The 15138-nt window shown below is 53.8% G+C and carries 18 protein-coding genes; 5 read left to right on the forward strand and 13 right to left on the reverse strand.

Annotated features, from left to right (window positions below; translation table 11 throughout):
- Positions 1-5: 5 nt before the first annotated feature.
- Positions 6-782: an ABC transporter substrate-binding protein gene (locus ACRDD5_RS06835; RefSeq protein WP_438676286.1), complete on the forward strand. Its 777-nt coding sequence runs from the start codon at positions 6-8 to the stop codon at positions 780-782.
- Between the two features lie 14 nt (positions 783-796).
- Here the strand turns inward: ACRDD5_RS06835 and ACRDD5_RS06840 are convergent, their stop codons facing one another.
- On the reverse strand, positions 797-1324 hold the full coding sequence (locus ACRDD5_RS06840; protein WP_438676287.1) for a cupin: 528 nt from the start codon (positions 1322-1324) through the stop codon (positions 797-799).
- A gap of 61 nt (positions 1325-1385) precedes the next feature.
- Positions 1386-2261 (reverse strand): LysR family transcriptional regulator, encoded by an 876-nt coding sequence (locus ACRDD5_RS06845; protein ID WP_438676288.1) that lies wholly within the window; start codon positions 2259-2261, stop codon positions 1386-1388.
- A gap of 105 nt (positions 2262-2366) precedes the next feature.
- Here ACRDD5_RS06845 and ACRDD5_RS06850 point away from each other — a divergent pair, with 105 nt between their 5' ends.
- Positions 2367-2828: a multidrug/biocide efflux PACE transporter gene (locus tag ACRDD5_RS06850; RefSeq protein WP_438676289.1), complete on the forward strand. Its 462-nt coding sequence runs from the start codon at positions 2367-2369 to the stop codon at positions 2826-2828.
- Between the two features lie 119 nt (positions 2829-2947).
- On the forward strand, positions 2948-4177 hold the full coding sequence (locus ACRDD5_RS06855) for an amino acid permease (RefSeq protein WP_271281627.1): 1230 nt from the start codon (positions 2948-2950) through the stop codon (positions 4175-4177).
- Here ACRDD5_RS06855 and ACRDD5_RS06860 read toward each other — a convergent pair.
- Genes ACRDD5_RS06860 through yjdI form a run of 3 tightly spaced genes read right to left on the reverse strand, consistent with a single transcriptional unit; the run spans position 4167 to position 5194 of the window.
- On the reverse strand, positions 4167-4697 hold the full coding sequence (locus ACRDD5_RS06860; RefSeq protein WP_438676322.1) for a GNAT family N-acetyltransferase: 531 nt from the start codon (positions 4695-4697) through the stop codon (positions 4167-4169). The two genes, ACRDD5_RS06855 and ACRDD5_RS06860, sit on opposite strands and share 11 nt — an antisense overlap.
- The gene (locus tag ACRDD5_RS06865) at positions 4681-4953 is read right to left on the reverse strand and encodes a GNAT family N-acetyltransferase (protein WP_271281626.1); all 273 of its coding nucleotides are present in this window, start codon (positions 4951-4953) and stop codon (positions 4681-4683) included. The genes ACRDD5_RS06860 and ACRDD5_RS06865 overlap by 17 nt, the downstream gene beginning before the upstream one ends.
- Positions 4954-4963: 10 nt before the next feature.
- Positions 4964-5194 (reverse strand): 4Fe-4S mono-cluster protein YjdI, encoded by a 231-nt coding sequence (gene yjdI, locus ACRDD5_RS06870; protein WP_438676290.1) that lies wholly within the window; start codon positions 5192-5194, stop codon positions 4964-4966.
- Between the two features lie 237 nt (positions 5195-5431).
- Between yjdI and ACRDD5_RS06875 the strand changes: the two genes are divergently transcribed.
- A complete protein-coding gene (locus tag ACRDD5_RS06875; protein WP_438676291.1) occupies positions 5432-5743 on the forward strand; it encodes a hypothetical protein in 312 nt (103 codons plus the stop codon).
- Between the two features lie 49 nt (positions 5744-5792).
- Here ACRDD5_RS06875 and ompA read toward each other — a convergent pair whose 3' ends face one another.
- Together ompA and ACRDD5_RS06885 are read right to left on the reverse strand one after the other, a co-directional pair.
- A complete protein-coding gene (gene ompA, locus ACRDD5_RS06880) occupies positions 5793-6836 on the reverse strand; it encodes a porin OmpA (RefSeq protein WP_438676292.1) in 1044 nt (347 codons plus the stop codon).
- Positions 6837-6951: 115 nt separating this feature from the next.
- Complete coding sequence (locus ACRDD5_RS06885) at positions 6952-7581, reverse strand: winged helix-turn-helix transcriptional regulator (RefSeq protein ID WP_271281622.1); 630 nt, start codon at positions 7579-7581, stop codon at positions 6952-6954.
- A 1168-nt stretch (positions 7582-8749) separates the two neighbouring features.
- Between ACRDD5_RS06885 and xisR the strand changes: the two genes are divergently transcribed.
- Positions 8750-9028 carry an excisionase family protein gene (gene xisR, locus ACRDD5_RS06890; protein WP_438676293.1) on the forward strand — a complete coding sequence of 93 codons (279 nt, stop codon included), beginning with the start codon at positions 8750-8752 and terminating at the stop codon, positions 9026-9028.
- A gap of 143 nt (positions 9029-9171) precedes the next feature.
- Here the strand turns inward: xisR and ACRDD5_RS06895 are convergent, their stop codons facing one another.
- The 6 genes from ACRDD5_RS06895 to ACRDD5_RS06920 all read right to left on the reverse strand — a co-directional run bounded on the left by ACRDD5_RS06895 (position 9172) and on the right by ACRDD5_RS06920 (position 15134).
- Positions 9172-9363 (reverse strand): hypothetical protein, encoded by a 192-nt coding sequence (locus ACRDD5_RS06895; RefSeq protein ID WP_438676294.1) that lies wholly within the window; start codon positions 9361-9363, stop codon positions 9172-9174.
- Between the two features lie 134 nt (positions 9364-9497).
- Complete coding sequence (locus ACRDD5_RS06900) at positions 9498-10031, reverse strand: excisionase (protein WP_438676295.1); 534 nt, start codon at positions 10029-10031, stop codon at positions 9498-9500.
- Positions 10032-10758: 727 nt separating this feature from the next.
- Positions 10759-11103: an HGGxSTG domain-containing protein gene (locus ACRDD5_RS06905; RefSeq protein ID WP_438676296.1), complete on the reverse strand. Its 345-nt coding sequence runs from the start codon at positions 11101-11103 to the stop codon at positions 10759-10761.
- A gap of 52 nt (positions 11104-11155) precedes the next feature.
- Positions 11156-11740: a tail assembly protein gene (locus ACRDD5_RS06910; RefSeq protein ID WP_181819671.1), complete on the reverse strand. Its 585-nt coding sequence runs from the start codon at positions 11738-11740 to the stop codon at positions 11156-11158.
- A gap of 11 nt (positions 11741-11751) precedes the next feature.
- Positions 11752-11931: a hypothetical protein gene (locus tag ACRDD5_RS06915; RefSeq protein ID WP_181819672.1), complete on the reverse strand. Its 180-nt coding sequence runs from the start codon at positions 11929-11931 to the stop codon at positions 11752-11754.
- Between the two features lie 68 nt (positions 11932-11999).
- Entirely contained in the window at positions 12000-15134 is a 3135-nt protein-coding gene (locus tag ACRDD5_RS06920; RefSeq protein WP_438676297.1) for a phage tail tape measure protein, read from the reverse strand.
- Positions 15135-15138 lie beyond the last annotated feature (4 nt).

The following is a 15138-nucleotide window of genomic DNA, read 5'->3' on the forward strand; positions in this document are numbered from 1 at the left end:
ATATAATGAAAAAATATCTTTTACCGCTGGTGGCATTAATGGCGGCGTCATCCGCTTTCGCAGGCGAGATCAAAGAGCTGCGCTTTGGCGTGGATCCAACCTTTGCCCCTTTTGAATCCAAAAATCCGCAGGGCGAGGTGGTCGGTTTTGATATCGATCTGGGCAATGCGATCTGTAAGCAGCTGCAGGCGAAATGCGTCTGGGTTGAAAGTAACTTCGACGGCATTATTCCGTCGCTGAAAGCGCGTAAGTTTGATGCCATCCTCTCCGGGATGTATATCACCGAGAAGCGCAAAGAGCAGATTGCCTTCAGCGATAAGATTTATAGCGGCCCTGCCTTCCTGGTGGCGCGTAAAGATAGCCTGCCGGGCAACAGCGTCGATCAGCTGAAGGGCAAGACGATTGGCGTGGAGCAAGGTTCCGCCCAGGAAACCTATGCCAACCAGCAGTGGCGCGGCCAGGGTGTCAACGTGGTGGCTTATCAGGGCGCTGACCAGGTGATTCGGGATCTTGAGTCCGGGCGTATCGACGGGGCCGTACTCTCCGGCGTGATGGCGGAATACAGCTTCCTGAGCCAGCCGCAGGGCAAAGCGTTTGCCTTTGTCGGCGGCGCGCTGCAGGACGATGCCCTGTTTGGTGCCGGAGCGGCCATTGGCCTGCGCAAAGAGGATGACAAGCTGCGTCAGGAGTTGAACGGCGCGCTCGCCGCGATCCTCGCAGACGGAACCTACAAAAAGCTCGCCTCGCAGTACTTTAGCTTCGATATTTATACTGGCAAGTAATGACACTCCGCCCTTCAGCCTTTGAAGGGCGGAGATTTCCAGTGCTGCGTTAAAGCGGGCGAGTATCCATTTAACGGATCCTGCTCAGGAAACGGCAGCGCAACGATACGCGCCAGCATTGCCGGTGTCGCAGCCTGCTTACAGAGATCGGCATCCGTCCCCGGCGGATAAGCCCCCACCACCAAAAAATCGCGCGTTGCCGATAAACGACAGTGCCCGGTGCCCGCAGGCAATAAAAGTGCGTCCCCCGCTTCTACCTCGATCACTTCTCCTCCTGGCCCACCCATCAGCAGGCGCGCCGCCCCCTGGGCAATACCTAAAACTTCATGAGCAGTAGAGTGGTAATGGTGATAGTCGAAAACCCCGTTGCGCCACTGGGGCGGCCAGCCGTTATTGGCAAATCGGTGTTCAAACCGGCTTGCAATATCGCCATCCGGTATCGCCCCTTTATAGATCAATACCGGCAAATGGGGATTATTCGGCATCCAGTCCCGGGCTGAAAGCATCAGCGTCTGTGGCGTAATCGTATTTTTAGCGCCCATGGGTCTTCTCCGTCGATCAACACACGTTGTTAAGTGTAGATCGTGTTGACGGTGGTCTTGATCACAACGGATCCGCCTTGTGCTGCAGATAGTGCCGCAGCCAGTTTCCGGCCGTCCCCGGCGGGGAGCGTTTATTCCACACCAGATCGATCGCTACCGATCGCGGCCAGCCCGGCACGTTGAGCTGCACCAGCGTTTTTGTCGGGGCAAACTCCTCCACCAGCGCGCAGGGCAGCGCGCACCAGCCGAAGCCCTGCACCGCCATGCTGAGCAGCATCAGATAGTTGGGCGCCGACCACACTGGCCCCTGCGCCAGCACCGGCTCGCGTTCCATATAGGTGTTCAGCCGCAGCTCGCGCCAGCCGTGCAGTTCATCGGCTGCTGTCTGCCTTTGCGCCGCCAGCGGATGGCCCACCGAAGTATAAATCGCCATATGGGTCTGCATCGGCAGGCGGATCGCAGCGATGTCGGTGGGATAACTTTCCCGCGCCTCGGTCAGGCCGATGTGCGCCCGCCCTTTTTGCAGCAGGTCGATGACATCTTCTTCTTCGCCGACCAGGCATTCGAATTCGGTGTGGGGAAAGCGCTCATCAAAGCGGAACAGCAGATCTTCCAGTACATCCGGGTGCAGCGTATCCGAGAGCACAAAGGTCAGCCGCGCTTCGGTCTCTTCGCTGAGCGACACCGCCAGCTCATCCAGCCGCGCGCTGGCCGCCAGAATCGACTGAACGTAGCCCAGCACCTGCTTGCCCTGGGCAGTGAGCACCGGCTGGCGGGCGCTGCGATCGAACAGCACAAAGCCGAGATCGTCTTCCAGATGGGCGATGGCAGTGCTGATAGTGGACTGGCTTTTACGCAGGCGGCGAGCGGCAGCGGAGAAAGAGCCTGCCGCCACCGTTTCAACAAACGCGGTTAACGCTTCGGGTGAGTAGCGCATGAGGTATCTACTTTATCGATGGAATCTAACTTTTATATATCAGTTTTATCGATAAAAATAGCACCAGATTTTGCCCATCCCGGCAAGTTAATGAGGTATCAGAGTATGCAGCACAACGACATTCAGCGCAGAAAACTGCCGGAACGCATCTTCCACGCCGTCTGTTTTGAGGGGATTGCCACGGCAATCCTCGCCCCGACCACCGCCTGGCTAATGCAGCGCCCGATCCTGGAGATGGGCGCGTTAACGATTATTCTCGCCACCACGGCGATGATCTGGAACATCATCTACAACGCCGGTTTCGACAGAGTGTGGCCACGACATAAAGTGGCCCGCACCGCGAAAGTCCGCGCCCTGCACGCCCTCGGCTTTGAAGTCGGGTTTATTTTTATCGGCGTCAGCATCGTGTCGATGGTGCTGGGGGTAAGCCTGCTGCAGGCCTTTACCCTCGAGATCGGTTTCTTTATTTTCTTCCTGCCGTACACCATGTTCTATAACTGGGCCTACGACACCCTGCGCGATCGCCTGATGGCGCGACGCCAGCAGCAGCGGACGATCGCTGACTAATCTTCCCGGCCGGAAATCCTTTCCGGCCCTCCCCTCACAGCGTCAACTGCGCCATGCGCTCAGCATTATGGTAAAATAGCCTCCTTTTTTGTTGGTTTTATAGTTGATACGTTTCTCTCATGTCGAAAATCTGGTCTAAAGAAGAGACCCTCTGGAGCTTTGCCCTTTACGGCACTGCCGTGGGCGCAGGAACGTTGTTTCTGCCTATCCAGCTGGGGTCCGCAGGCGCTATCGTCCTGCTCATCACTGCCCTCGTGGCATACCCACTCACCTACTGGCCCCACAAAGCGTTATGCCAGTTCATCCTCTGTGCAAAGACAAAGGCCAGTGAAGGGATCACCGGGGCGGTCACCCACTATTACGGGAAGACCATCGGGAATCTGATCACTACGCTCTACTTTGTCGCCTTTTTTGTAGTGGTGTTAATTTATGCCGTGGCAATCACCAACTCGCTGACCGAACAGCTGGCCAAACACATGACGGTGGATACTACCGTGAGGGTGCTGGTCAGCCTGGGCGTGGTGCTGACGTTGAATCTGATCTTCTTAATGGGGCGGCATATCACCATTCGGGTGATGGGCTTTTTGGTCTTCCCGCTGATTGCGTACTTCCTGCTGGTGTCGCTGTACCTCACCGGCAGCTGGCAGCCTTCGCTACTCACCAGCCAGATGACGTTCGATCAGCACACCCTGCACCAGGTATGGGTCTCGATTCCGGTGATGGTCTTTGCCTTCAGCCACACCCCGATTATTTCGACCTTTGCCGTCGACCGCCGGGAGAAGTACGGCGATGCCGCCATGGGTAAATGCACCCGCATCATGAAGGTGGCGTACCTGATCATCTGCCTGAGCGTGCTGTTCTTTGTCTTTAGCTGCCTGCTGTCGATCCCGCCGTCGTATATCATCGCGGCCAAAGACGAAGGGGTGACGATCCTCTCTGCGCTGTCGATGATGCCCTCCTCCCCGGCCTGGCTTGGGATCTCCGGCATTGTGGTGGCGATTGTCGCAATGTCGAAGTCGTTTCTCGGCACCTACTTTGGCGTGATTGAAGGGGCGACGGAGATCGTGAAATCCTCGTTGAATCAGGTGGGGGTCAAGAAAAGCCGGGCCTTCAACCGGGCGGTGTCGATTATCGGAGTTTCACTGATCACCTTTGCGGTGTGCTGCATTAATCCCAACGCCATCTCGATGATTTACGCCATCAGCGGGCCACTTATCGCCATGATCCTGTTCATCATGCCGACGCTGTCGACGTATCTGATCCCGGCCCTGAAGCCTTATCGATCCATCGGCAACGTGCTGACGCTGATTGTCGGGATAATGTGCGTGTCGGTGATGTTTATCGCTTGAGATGGTACAGCACATGAAGCGCAAGGCGGTGCTCAGGGGGAAGCGACGGATGCAGAAAATAGCTCTGTTTGGTCATCCCCAGGCGCAGCATTAACGATTCGGAAGAGACGTTGTGGATGGAGGTAAATGAAACCACCTCATTCAGCCGCAGTTCCTGAAAGGCAAAGGCCAGGCAGGCCGTTGCCGCTTCGCAGGCAAACCCCTTGTGCCAGAATGGTTTCGCCAGACGCCAGCCAATTTCGGTACAGGGCGAAAAGGGAAAACGATCGGGTTGATGATGCAGCCCGACCGTACCGAGAAAGGTTCCGCTGACCTTCTCCTCCATGGCCCAGAATCCCCAGCCGTTAAGATCAATGAGTGCGCTAAAACGTTCTGCCAGCGCATCGCTCTCTTCCCGGCTCAGGGGAGCGGGGAAGCACCCCATCACCTCCGGATCGCTGTTCAGGGCGGCAAAGGGTACCCGATCCTCTGGTCGCCATTGCCGCAGCCGCACGCGGGGTGTTTCAGGCGCGGATATCATCATATTCGCGGGTCTTATCAAATTCGTGTTTTGCAAACGGGCACAGGGGAATGATTTTGCGATTTTCTGCACGCATCTTTTCCACCACCTTCGCCACCAGCAGCTTACCTACCCCCTGCCCTTTCAGGCTCTCATCAACATCCGTATGCTCAATAATGCTGAGGTGCTCGCCGGTGGGAACAAAGACAATCTCCGCAACCTGATTGCCGTCGGCGTCGTTCACGTAATACTTATTATGGCCTTCCTGAATTTCCATAGTGTCTCGCTTATTTGTGGCGGTATTTGAGTGCGCCGCTCGGGCAGGTGTCAATCACACGTACAACGGTTTCAACATCCACTTCATCCGGGATGATCCAGGGTTTACGTTTCAGATTGAATAGCTTACCGCTGCCGCGCACGCAATTACCCGCATGCTGACAGATACCGGTATTAAAGTAGACGTCAATTTTTTCACCGGTATAGGCCCGGTATCCTGCGTCCAGGAGATCGTTATCCATGACATTGCCTCTGTCGTTTTTTTACGTTCGCAGTAAGCATAGCCCTTTGCTTTGGGAAATCGGAAATGAAATTTAAAAATAAACAACAATTACCTGTGATGTCTTTATTCACGTTGGATAATGAGGGGTTACTTTTAACAGAGATACAAGTTGTCCATGAAACACCTTTCGCCACTCATTATAGTGCTGAGTTTAACGTCGCTAATCGGGTGCAGCACGCCGGCACCGAATAAAGTCGTGCAGATTAATGCTCTGCAAATTCCGTTTATTCTCCCAGGTACACATACATTACCGGCATCACATACCGCCTTACTGTATAAAAGCAATAAACAGGATATTGATTCTCTTACTGGTGCGCTTAAAAAACAGTATCTACAGGATGTTAAAACCAAAGATATTTTTGCCCAGGATAGCGATATACAGCCCGTCTACGCTTCCCTTTCAAAACTTGAGGCGTTAGGCATGATTAATCAGCAGTACCTGAAAGAGCAGAATGAAGTTGGGTTGCAGCAAATTCACCTTGTGTTGAACCCCATTATTCGCGGTTAAAAAAAGGCCCGACATCGCAATGCCGGGCCTGTTTAAATAGCGAGGTTTTTTACTTGTCGGTAATTTCTACCACCACACGACGATCCGGAGACAAGCACCCAATCAGCGCATTGCCGCTCTGACCATTACACTGTGACCCCGTTACCGACTCACTTTCGCCGCGGCCTTCTGCGGAGACGTTTTGTGCCGGAATGCCCAAAGAAACCAGCTCATCGGCAACAGCTTGCGCACGGCGCGAGGAGAGTTGCTGATTGTAGTCAGACGCGCCGAGGCGATCGCTGTAGCCAACAACTACTGCCGACTTGCCGTCAGCAGGCTGTAAGCCAGGGCTGTTATACAGCTGACGAATGGCAGCATGCCCTTCGCTGGTGAGGGTGGCGGAGTCATAGCCGAACATTACATCGGACTTAAGATTAAAGTGCTGCGGCGCGGGAGCCGGTGCCACAACAGCCGCAGGCGTCGCGACAACGGGGGTATCGTCATGCTGGCCGAAACGGTAAGTCAGCCCGGCCGTGACCGAACTGACGTCGCTACTTACACCGATCTGGTTGGCATTACCCACGTTGCTCACCCACTGATACTCAACGCGGCCTGCCCAGTTTTTATTAAAGGCATACTCGGTACCGACGGCCGCCAGCGGGCGCACGCCGGTTTCAAAGCGGTTATGGCCGCTGACGTCAGATTCTGCGCGGTAGCCCATCGCCCCGGCGCGACCATACAGGTCCCAATTTGGCGTTACGGCATAGCTGGCTTTCAGGGACATCTGAATACCCTGACTTTTCATTCTGGCGCCAGAGCCACCTTGATGACCGTTGATCTGCATATTCCCTAAATAGTCGTAACCACCTTCAACCGCCAGCCATGGGTTAATCTGGTAGCCGGTATAAATACCGCCGCCCACATTATCGCGATCGATATCAAAATGGTTTGTGCCGCTATTGTTTTCGCGTGCTTTTGCACCGGTGTTGGTATCGAAATAGTGCGACCAACCGAATTTTGCACCGCTGTACCAGGTGCCGGCATCACCCGCAGCAAAAGCGGCGGTGGTTGTGAAAGCATTCGCAATAATTAGCGCAACAATCGTCTTCTTCATAATAATCCCGTTTACACTTACCGTAGACAAATTTATTGATATATTTCAGTCGGCAAACGATATAGCGAAACGCAGACGAGGTTAATGCAAATTCTGTTTAATTTTAAATTTCCCTTCAGAACGACTCGGGCAAGGCTTTTAGTTCCTGCAGATATCCGCCGCGCTTAAAGGTGATATATTCTCCACGCTTCAGGGCCGACAGCACATTTAATATACTGCTGCGTGAAAGGAGGGTTCGGTCCTGAATATAATCCAGAATGGATATTCGCATCCGGGCCTCTTCCGGCAAAGTCATCATCTCCAGCAGGTGGCTACGTATCACCGAATAGGTCCGCTGCTGCATCACTAAAGCATCGCGGTAAAACAGATAAGCAGTATGGTAAGAGAGCACGGCTGCAGCGTCTTCCCATAATCCTTGCTGGCGAAAGCATTCCACCGCCTGTTCTGCATCGACACGCAGTATGGTCGATTCAGATTCCGCGCGCAGAATATGCCCTTTCGTCGGCTGGATCATCTCCGCAATGCCAAACAGATGCGAGTCGTAGACCGTGACAATTAGCAGGCCATCGGAAGCGCGCAGGATCGACAGCGCCCCCTGCAAAAACAGGTACAGCTGCGGGCGGCCTTTATGGGTCCACGTCATTCTTTTACGCGGAACAACCTTCATTTTTTCAGCAATCGGCTCAAGCACGGCAGTTAAACGCTGCACGGACGCTTCCGGACGGATGGGGGGAATGAGATGCATAACATGACCTGATAGCAGGGGGTAATAGCCAGTATAGTCCAGTTATATCTGCTGGTTACAAGATGCAGGATGTAATGAAGAGTGACAAGGATGTCAGTGAGTGAGATAGAAAAGCTGGAGCGGCGAAGGGCCTAGAACAAACCACAATAAACTCAGGCATAGAGCCAAACCATGTGTTTTAAAAATTAGTTCTATACACTTTCCTATACACACTCGATCGCTGCTTGGCGGTTTTTCGGCTCTAAAACCGGCTCTCCCTTCCCCACAGTCGCTCTTAAATTCCACACTCATGCAAAACGTAAGGCTTCCCAGTATCGCCAACCTTTATTTTTGAATTCTCTATATAAGCAGAAAAACACCGTTTTTCATGGGATAACGGGATAACTTCAAAATAAACAAATACTATCAATAAGTTAAGCAGAAAATCTTATCCCAAGGTTATCCCAGTTATCCCAAAACAGCACCGATTATCCCAGCCTTATGTCGATGCGTACGGCTATTGGGCAATGTTTTGAGTGCTGCCTTAGTAGCGCAAGTAACATTTAATTGAAATCCAACGAATAGGCGTACAAAAACGCATTTATGTTTTCTCCCAAAAGCGCCCCTCAAAGGTTCAGGAAATTCTGATCACTTTATTTTCTGGACTGATCAGTGAAAATTTAATGACTCGTCTTTGCGCCGGTTATTCCTTTGGAATCCTTACCTGGTGCGGGTTGTCAGGTTTTTGTATTAAGAAATGCGGCCAATTGACGAAGTGATCACATGCATTTTGATCACTTCCATTTTGATCACATGATCAGGCACTTTTTTGATCATCTGATCAAAAGTGCGGATGATTCGTTGCTCTTATGAAAGGTGAGTTAGCGGCAGTCGCGCGCAAGTTTGGCAATGGTAGTAATTCTACTTTGCGCGGCGCCATCGTTTATCCTCCTGCTGGTGGTCATCAGCGTCGTAGCCAGCCAAGTGAAATTGTTCACTGGCTGGCGCTGGTATGAATGGGCTTCGGCAACTATGCGTTACGCTTGAATACTGGAGTAGCGACCTATGACTCCCTCCTACTGCGGCGCTTCGATTACCCCGTTCGCCAGCAACCGGAGCAATCCCATATCTCCCCCCATTGCGCTGGTATTGTAATAGCTCTTCTTGAACAAAAGGGGAGTAAGAAGCTATGGGATTTGAGCAAGAGTCTTCGGTCACTAATTTGATCGTTAACCCAGGAAAGTGGGTTTCAGAAGCACAATTGATGGCCCTTAAAGGCATCAAAAAAGGCACCCTGAAAAAGGCAAGAGCGCAAACCTTCCTGGAAGGTCGCGAGTACAGACACGTGTCATCTGACGGTCAACCTTGGGATAACAGCCCATGCTTTTACAATATCGAAGAGATTGACCATTGGATCGAGCGGCAATCTATGGCTCGCCCAAGTAGGAAAGCCAGAGAGTCTTTTTGATGGTAACCACCTTTCGGTGGCAACCTGCCTGGCAACCTCACGTTTGGCAACCGGCGCTTTGCCGGATAGGTTTGGAACCCACGCCAGTGGAAACCTGGCGTTCTGGTTACCACAGCTGGTTACTGGTGCTGGTTTAGTACTGATCACCTCGCGCGCCGCGGTGCTGGTTTGTTCCATCGATATGCTGGGCCGGTCATCATTTCGCGGTACCGCCGAGATAATGCCGCCCCCTCTTCAAGTTGGCGCTTCAGTTCCCGCAGTTCTACCGGTTCGAGCTGATGACCGTCATGCTCGAGCTTGGCGATGGTCAGTAACTCTATTTCGCGTGGCGTCATGAATTCTCTCCCTACTGATGGTGCTCAGCATTGTAATGCCCGCCAGGAGATACTTCACTGGCTGGAGCTGTTCTGCATAAATGCTGACGGCTTCGCGGTAGGTCGCAGGGAATCCTTCACGCGGCCATACACACTCAAAATCCTTGCTTCTTCAGCTTATCGATTAACCGCACCGGCCCATTTCCATTGCCGCGGCGGGCTGTATTCAATCGCTGATTTTTTTTGGAAGGAGAAACGTAAATAGCATCTGGGCTTACTTTGTATTCTCTCCCATGAATTTCCGGCGCCGGGTAGATACACCCATCCCGAGCCCAGCGGCGCAAGGTTGATAATGACGGTGGGGTTTCATAAACACGGGATGCCCATTCCTGAAGATTTAGTAGTTTTGCCAAGAGAGCCTCACTTTTGCATTTGTAGAGATCATGATGCGGCGCAGAATATGGCTCAACTTTATACAGAAGGTAGCTCGTTAATTGTGCTCGTTGCAGTATTTTTGCTGTTAACCTCTTTTTGTTAACCGGCGTTTCGGTGGAAACTTGTTTGGAAACCTCTCGTTTGGCAACTGCTTTATCCGGCTGCCGGACCGGTGACCAACTAAAGGCATCCAACCCACCCCTTGCCGTTCTGGTGGATACCTGTGTGGATACCTCACGTTTGGATACCGGCATCTGATATTCCGGTATCAAACTCCCAAAAAGTGAGAGTTTGCCTGGCACCACCCTCCACACATCCGGCAGACTGGCTCGCACTGGTAAACAGGCCTAACCCTGCGAACCTGAGTGCGAACCTGCAGCTGCGAACCACCGAAGATGCGTTACCCTGGCTGGTGGCCACACTGGATATTCATTAGGCCCGCCGCAACCATAACAATTCATAACAGGCGCTGCGCACTAACAATGACTAACAGGGTGACGCGAAGCCCTAGTTTCCCCTAGCGGATAGCTGCGCACCTTAAGTTATCTGAAGCCCCCTCGATAGCCCTTTGCGCAGTAGCAATGTCAGCTTTTGTCACCCCTTCATGGGGTAAGGCAGAATTGCGCAGTTTGCAGATTACTGCGCAGTGCGCAATTTTGCGCAGCTCTTTGCGCAGATTTAGGGGGCTCTCTCTGGCGTAATATTGGGCCACCAGCCCTTATCTGATGGGCGTTGTCGGGGTGATCTCAGCAGGGATGGCGGCATCGTGCTGCGCAGTTTGAGTGGCAGGAATCGTCAGGTGGTGCGCAGCGCAAAATGCGCAATTTCGCTGCGTACCTGTTTGCGTACCGCGCACCGTATTTTTGACGAGAATAACTGGCCTTTAGACCTTAAGCCTCTTCTGGCGCGGCTTTGAAGTAAGTGAGGCATTTAAACTCGTCAAGAACAGTCAAATATTTAGAGTGCTCGACAGTGCGTACCTTACTGCGTACCGCCATCCTGCGTACCAGCATCAGCCCGGCGCTTTTCCTCCAGCCAGCGGCGATATCCCTCACGCTGCCTAGCCTTCCCCTCCTCCGTTCTGGCGCCAGTGCTCATGCCGCCGTGAAACTTACAGCGCCCATTGGCATGAATATCCGTGCGTTTGCAGGGAGTGCCGGCTCTCGTCATGGCTTCGCACTTCATACCCTGTAAATCGTCAGGGAACTGGCGCAGCGGCGGCCTGGCGGCATAATCAAAGCCTGATGCTTCCCATACCTTGTGCTCGGCTGCGCGCTGTTCATCAAGGGCTTTTCTTCTTGCTAATTTATGGGCTCGTTCTTCCACGCAGGTTCCTCGACTTAATAAGCCACCAGCAAACACTGGCAGCTTTGTCTATTCAGATGTCCTCACTAATGATGCCGGCCGATATGATGGCGCCGCCAATCTCACGCTCGCCATAAAGCAGCGCTACCGGATTGCCCATCGCCAGGGTATTCACTGAGCCGCCAAAGGCGTAAGAGGGTTTGTTATCGGGATCGTCGCGCCCTTGCAGGCCTTTGGGTTGTGGTGAGAGCATTTGGAATACACCACCCGCCATCATACTAACGCCTGCCATAATCAAATATGGGGACGCACCTGCAAGAGGTGTGAAGCTCAATATAGCACCGGCAACAACCAAAACCGCCCCCAGTATGGTCTGAAAGACCCCTGCTTTCTTCGAACCCTCCATAACCGGCGCAATGCGAATGTCGTTATCGCCGCCGAGGTTCCGGTAGTCTTCGACACCAATATTCCGCTTCCCGCGAAACACCGCGAACGTCATGCCGTTCTTTTTGGCGTTATAGAGGTATTGCTCCAGTCCATCAAAGTTAATACACAGGGCTTTCACCGCCTCTGCCGATGTCTGAACTGCCAGCTTGTGAACGCGCCCAAAACGCGCACCGAGTGCGCCATAAAGACGGATCGTCGTTAGTCTTGCCATATTGTTTTACCTTAGTTAACCGTCTGCTGACTGGCCTGCTTCGCTGGGTCAGCATCAGCCAGAAAAGTGAAATTAGCGAGTGATGTTCCGCCCTGGCCGATCACATCAAGTTTAAATGCGGTGATCTCGTCCGGGTATGTCATGCAAAGCCGCTCGAGCTCGGCGAGTAGTTTTTTAAGTTGTTCGGTCATATCTCAATATCTCCGTTGATAGAGCCACCAGCGCGCATCACTGTGCATTGCTGGTGGCGTATACCTAATCAAGCCCTGGCTTTATCGTTATAAATCTGACCGCCATTTCTCAGAGCGCGGCGGATCCCTTCGCTAACCTCATATTTGATTCTGTCACCAAGTGCTTTATCCAAAGCCGCGGCGTTTGAAGATGATGAGGTCTGCGAAGTCGAGTTCCCTTTGTTATCGACGTATATATCCACGTTTATCTGTGGAGAGTTCCCTCCGCTACCCTGCGCTCTTACACCCAATCGACCTGCTGAATCACGCGTAAGCGGCATAATCGCTTCCGGGCCCGCCTCACCAAACACGCCGCCTTTAGCGAACTTAGACGCCCCCTGGAAGGTGAAGTGTTGCGGTGAATCGTAGATCCCGTTGACATACTGGTGAAGTCCTGGCGATTCGAGTACGGCACCATTCGCAAAAAGACTTGTCCCGGAGTTTGCTGCATTGGCATAGGCCCCGCCCGGTGTGGTACCGCCGCCAGCAGCTCCATTTATCCAGCCCAGGGCCTGCTGGATGCCATAGACGATCAGCAGCCGGCTGGTTACATCCGTGATCATCTTGAGTATCGAGCGGGCAAACTGTTTGAAGTTTGCCGTTCCTGTGGTCGCAAGGTCAGATAGCATGTCGGATAAGCCGCTAAACGTTGCCCCAGCAACACTTCGCACGTTCTCATAGGTGTTTGTGGCTGAGTCGGCGTAATCTGCCCAAGCGCGTTTGGCACCAGCCTGCCAGTCCTGCCGCAGTTCGTCCTCTTTACGGTAGGTCTCTTCCTGATCCGCGAGAACCTTCCTCTGGGCCTCTGGGTTAAAGGCATAGGCTTCAGTCAGGCGCTGGCGGGTTGCCGCCCGTTCAGCCTCCCTCGCAGAGGTTCCTTGTGCGGACGCAGCAATCTCGGCCTGTTTAGCAGCCTGCTGCTGCCCAAATTTGATTGCCTGATCAGCCAGGGTGTTTAGCTTCTGCTGTTTGGCAATCTGATCGCCCAACCCGGCGTTTATGTCAGCCTGGGAGAGGAGCCTTTCTCTGCTGGCCAGCAATGACTTCTCATCGAGGGTAAGCGCCCGCCCTTTAGGGTCGTTCGCGGCGGCCTCGAGGATGGTGATTTTCGAGATCAGCTCCCACTGCTGCTTACGCTGCTGGCTGATCACGTCGTTTATATCGCGGTGTTCCTGCAGGGTTTTCAGTTGAGCCTGCAGCGTAAGAGTCTCTGCGCTCGAGCTGTCAAAACCACGATCGCCGGCAGAAACCTTAATTGCCGGTGTCTTAGCCGTTTTGGCGCTCTTATACATCTCGTCGATGCCTTTGCGCGCCCGGGCGATATCGGCATCTGACCAGAGGGTTACGCGTTGCGCCTCTGGTGCGAGCTGGGTCGCTTTTGCCTGCCGGGCATTTTCGGCAATCAGTTTGTTGAGGCGAGCCACTGCCTGCGAGTGTTTCTCTGTGGTGGTGGTACCGGCATCAAGGTATTTGTTCAGCTCCTGCTGGCCAGCTATCGCTGCTTCATTGGCTTCCTTAGTCTTACTAACGGATGCGGCATATCCCTCTTGGGATCGCGTGACAAACTCCATCGTTTTGATGTTTTCGATCAGGGCAGATTTGTCCACCATCATCGAGTTGTTCTTGAAACGCCCCCAAATACCCTCTTTGCTGTTTGCTTCAATCTCAGCAAGAATGTCTTTCATAGTCTGCAGCTTAGAAATATCACTATTGCGGCCAACGTTCAAAAGCTCATCCCACATGCTTTTCGCAGCGCTGCCCACCCTGTTTATTGCCCGCTCAATAATCCCCATATTGTCGAGAATTTGGGTGCTACGCTGCTGCTCAGCCTGACTGTAGGCTTTGGCAGCGGCCTCCGCCGCGCCCTCTTTGTCTCCCCGGCGCTCCAGCGATGAAATGTATTCGTACTGGCTGGCAGTCAGGTAGTGCATGGTGGAGTTCAGCTCTTCGGAAGCCTTGGTAGGACTGGCGTAAAGCTTCTGGAAATTCTTCACCGTGGCGTCCACGGACTGGCCCGTTGCCCGCTCCATTGCCATTGCCGCGCGGGTAACTGATTCGAGCTGTTCAGGCTTGAACGTACCAGCACCAGCAACCTGTGCGAGTGCGCGGGCCACTGCCGATACCTTCCCGCTGGCTCCGCCAATCTTGAGCGCCATATCCGCGAGCTGCCCGGCAGATTCAGCTGAATAGCGCCCGGTCAGTATCAACTGCTTGTTGAACTCCGTGGCCTCCTGTGCTCCCTGATACCAGGCGGTTGCCAGCGCCCCCGCGCCAACGGCCAGCGCACCGATCCCAAGTGTCGCCGGTGTAAGGGCTCCCGCCAGTGTGCGGAGATAACTTCCGACACCTGACACCGCTCCTTTCACACTACCAAACTGGTCTTTAATCTGCCCGCCCTGCTGGAGCAGGATCAGGAACGGAGACTGACCACCAGCCAGCTGAGTAGCAATATCAGTGAATTGTGCGGGAAGGGTACGCAAAGCGGCATTATATTGGCCGATAGAGATACCAGCCCGCTGCGCGGCCAGTTCCTGCCGGGATAGAGCCTGCGGCATGGCATCGGCGATCCCGGTCAGTTTCCGGCGTGTGTCCTCCAACTGCTGATTGAAGTGCTCGAACTGCGCGCCGTTGATGCGCCCGGCTTCGAAGTGTGCCACCAACTGCGCGTACTGCTCATCCAGCGAGTTGAACGCTCGGATCGTCGGGTCGATGGATCCCAGCAGGTTCTTCAGCGCCGCGGACTGCTTCTCTGCGGCTTGGGTAGCGGCCAGCTCTATCTGGGCGCGCGCTGCCGCCTCGCCGGTATCGGTTAATTTCAGGCGGGTTTGATCAAGGAGTTTTTGATAATGCTCGTACTCTTCGCTATCCAGCCAGCCTTTGCTGAATACGGCCTTTAGGTGATCCTGCTTATCTTCCAGCCTGCCAAGCGCGGCAACGGTCGGGTCGATGCTCTCCAGGAGGCCTTTAATTTCCTGGTGCTGGGCCCGAAGGGCTTCAGCCCCTTCTTTCGCAGAGGGCTTAACTCGTTTCGTCGCATCTGCCAGAGCGTCAGCGCCAGCCACGGCGCTGGCCGCCGCCTGGCCGAGTTTATCCAGTTCATTGCTGGCCGTTTTCAGATCGGATACGTCGGCCCGGAGAGTGATTGAAGCTATTTGGTCTGTCATCAGA

Source organism: Silvania sp. (assembly GCF_051656365.1).
GTDB lineage: Bacteria > Pseudomonadota > Gammaproteobacteria > Enterobacterales > Enterobacteriaceae > Enterobacter > Enterobacter hatchlandensis.

What these genes read in the sequence shown, in the direction of transcription:
- ACRDD5_RS06845 (WP_438676288.1), bottom strand. Translation starts at nt 2,261, where the DNA reads ATGCGCTACTCACCCGAAGCGTTAACCGCGTTTGTTGAAACGGTGGCG.
- ACRDD5_RS06855 (WP_271281627.1), top strand. Translation starts at nt 2,948, where the DNA reads ATGTCGAAAATCTGGTCTAAAGAAGAGACCCTCTGGAGCTTTGCCCTT.
- yjdI (WP_438676290.1), bottom strand. Translation starts at nt 5,194, where the DNA reads ATGGATAACGATCTCCTGGACGCAGGATACCGGGCCTATACCGGTGAA.
- ACRDD5_RS06885 (WP_271281622.1), bottom strand. Translation starts at nt 7,581, where the DNA reads ATGCATCTCATTCCCCCCATCCGTCCGGAAGCGTCCGTGCAGCGTTTA.
- ACRDD5_RS06850 (WP_438676289.1), top strand. Translation starts at nt 2,367, where the DNA reads ATGCAGCACAACGACATTCAGCGCAGAAAACTGCCGGAACGCATCTTC.
- ACRDD5_RS06910 (WP_181819671.1), bottom strand. Translation starts at nt 11,740, where the DNA reads ATGGCAAGACTAACGACGATCCGTCTTTATGGCGCACTCGGTGCGCGT.
- ACRDD5_RS06835 (WP_438676286.1), top strand. Translation starts at nt 6, where the DNA reads ATGAAAAAATATCTTTTACCGCTGGTGGCATTAATGGCGGCGTCATCC.
- ACRDD5_RS06920 (WP_438676297.1), bottom strand. Translation starts at nt 15,134, where the DNA reads ATGACAGACCAAATAGCTTCAATCACTCTCCGGGCCGACGTATCCGAT.
- ACRDD5_RS06840 (WP_438676287.1), bottom strand. Translation starts at nt 1,324, where the DNA reads ATGGGCGCTAAAAATACGATTACGCCACAGACGCTGATGCTTTCAGCC.
- ACRDD5_RS06860 (WP_438676322.1), bottom strand. Translation starts at nt 4,697, where the DNA reads ATGATATCCGCGCCTGAAACACCCCGCGTGCGGCTGCGGCAATGGCGA.
- ACRDD5_RS06900 (WP_438676295.1), bottom strand. Translation starts at nt 10,031, where the DNA reads ATGCCGGTATCCAAACGTGAGGTATCCACACAGGTATCCACCAGAACG.
- ACRDD5_RS06895 (WP_438676294.1), bottom strand. Translation starts at nt 9,363, where the DNA reads ATGACGCCACGCGAAATAGAGTTACTGACCATCGCCAAGCTCGAGCAT.
- ACRDD5_RS06865 (WP_271281626.1), bottom strand. Translation starts at nt 4,953, where the DNA reads ATGGAAATTCAGGAAGGCCATAATAAGTATTACGTGAACGACGCCGAC.
- xisR (WP_438676293.1), top strand. Translation starts at nt 8,750, where the DNA reads ATGGGATTTGAGCAAGAGTCTTCGGTCACTAATTTGATCGTTAACCCA.
- ACRDD5_RS06915 (WP_181819672.1), bottom strand. Translation starts at nt 11,931, where the DNA reads ATGACCGAACAACTTAAAAAACTACTCGCCGAGCTCGAGCGGCTTTGC.
- ompA (WP_438676292.1), bottom strand. Translation starts at nt 6,836, where the DNA reads ATGAAGAAGACGATTGTTGCGCTAATTATTGCGAATGCTTTCACAACC.